2 protein-coding genes are annotated in these 1,992 nt (G+C 66.5%); both read right to left on the bottom strand.

Going from position 1 to position 1,992, the window contains the following annotated elements; genetic code table 11:
- A partial coding sequence (locus tag EHS43_RS43450) for a hypothetical protein (protein WP_148104302.1) occupies positions 1-532 on the bottom strand: 532 nt, incomplete at its 3' end.
- 424 nt (positions 533-956) lie between these two features.
- Positions 957-1,571 carry a TetR/AcrR family transcriptional regulator gene (locus EHS43_RS43445; protein WP_125195930.1) on the bottom strand — a complete coding sequence of 205 codons (615 nt, stop codon included), beginning with the start codon at positions 1,569-1,571 and terminating at the stop codon, positions 957-959.
- Positions 1,572-1,992: the final 421 nt, after the last annotated feature.

Here is a 1,992-nt window from a genome sequence, read left to right as displayed (position 1 = left end):
CCGTTACCGCCGCCACCCCCCCACTGCGACTAGAAGCGGTGGCGAAATGAAGCTTCCCAGTGCCAGGGTCCCTCACCACCCGGTCCCCATACCCATGGCCCTCCAGAACGGCCGCCACTTCCGGCGCAAGGCGGTTTCTTCCGGGGGCCGCATTGCTCAGATGCTTTCCCGTCGACGAGCTCTTTTGGTGAGGCAATGCGGGGCGTTGCCCTTGCCCAACATTCTGCTGCGCGAAAAAATTCTCCAACCAGGCCGCATGCTGCGCACCGGTCAGCACTGTATTGGTACGAGTCCTGGCAAAACCAAGCCGTCCGTCAGGGGCCACCACCACCCGCTCCTCGTATCCGTGCCGCCGCAGCACCTCCGCTAATTCCGGCGCAAGCTGGCGGATGCTTCCGGTCATCACATTCACCAGATGCGTTCCTGTCGGCGAGTCCTTTTGGGTAGGCAATGCGGGGAGCTGCCCCGGCTGCACATTCTGCTGCACGAAAAAATTCTCCAACCAGGCCGCATGCTCCGCACCAGTCGGCATGACAGTCTCCTATCCGCATAACTCTCACCCTCGCCTTCCTCGGCAAAGGCCCCCACCATCATCACAACGGCCCCGCCAGCCCCAAGGTTCACCGCTGTGGCGTCCTCGCGGTAGTGAGCTTCCTTCATCCTGTACTGATGGGCGAAATGGACTGGTCAGCGACTGTGGTAACGAGACAGGGCCCCTCGTCGTTGGCATGGTGATCTCACTCATCGCACCCGCGACCAAACGGCCCTAGAAACTAGGTTGGCCGGTACCTCGCCAGCCCGACAAGCGGATGCCGTCGACGCTGCGCAGACTTCAGAGCCTGACGCTAAAGCTCCTGCAGAGCGTCAAGTGGCTGGAGATGTTGGTGGTGCGCTGGCGCGGGCGTACTGCGGGTGGGCCGTTCGCGCGGAGTGACGCAGGGGTGAGCGGACCGCGTTCAGGGCGGAGGGGTGAGCTCGTCCTCCAGTGCCGCGCGCGCGCCGCGCAAGGCGAGCCGGAGCTGGTCCGGGGCACGGCGGACCTGGGCCAGAAGGAGGCCGCCCTGGATCGCCGCCATGGTGAGGTCGGCCAGCTCCGTCACGTCCGCATCCGGGCGCAGTTCGCCGGATTCCTGCATCCGGTGCAGCCCCGCGATGAGGGGGGCCTCCCAGCGCGCGAAGGCGTCCACGAACGCCTGCCGGGTAAGGTCGTTCCGGCCACTGAGCTGGCTGGCCAACGAGCCGATCGCGCAGCCGCCCACCGCGTCCTGCCGCGTCCCGTTGGCGACGATCGCGTCGAACCAGCGGTCGATGCCGGCCAGTGAATCGACGTCCAGGAGCAGCGGTTCCTGCGCGGCCAGCACCGTGTCCACGGTGGAATGGATCACGGACCGGATGAGGTCGTCTCGGTCGTCGAAGTAGTGGTAGAGCTGGCTGCGGCCGACCCCCGCGGCGCGTTCGACATCGTCCAGCGTCACCGCCGCCACGCCGCGCCGCTGAATGAGGTCTGCTGCCGCTTCGAGGATGCGCTCCCGGGTAGCGCGACCCCGTGCGGTGGCCGGTGTGTGTCCCATCAGACTTCTTCCCTGTCTGTACCTCACGGTACAGAGATTCTGTACTCGCTGATACAGTGTGCCGCATAGTTTCTGTACTAAGCGATACATTCCATGGCGGTGAGAGGGGAGCCGGACCGGCTGGAGGACCGCATGCGCTCCCTCGAACGGGCCGTTGAGCAGATTGCCGCGCCAGCTGCCGCTCAGCAGGAGCGCGTGATGACGTGCCGGGCCATTCACATCGTCACCGCCACGGTTTCGCAGCTCGCAGTTCCGGCTGCGCCCGGCCAGCAACCTTCACCCCGTCCAGGACCGACCCGCGCAACGACAAGGAAGACCATGTCCCCTCACCGAGCCACCGGGCTACGGCGGCGCGCCGCCACGCTCAGCCTCGCCGCCACGCTCGCCGCGGTCGCCATGACCCCGGCGGCGTCCGCGACCC

Origin of the sequence: Streptomyces sp. RP5T (assembly GCF_003933965.1) — a bacterium.
GTDB lineage: Bacteria > Actinomycetota > Actinomycetes > Streptomycetales > Streptomycetaceae > Streptomyces.
The sequence above is the reverse complement of the archived record's forward strand: the minus strand, read 5'-3'. Positions and strand labels throughout refer to the sequence as shown.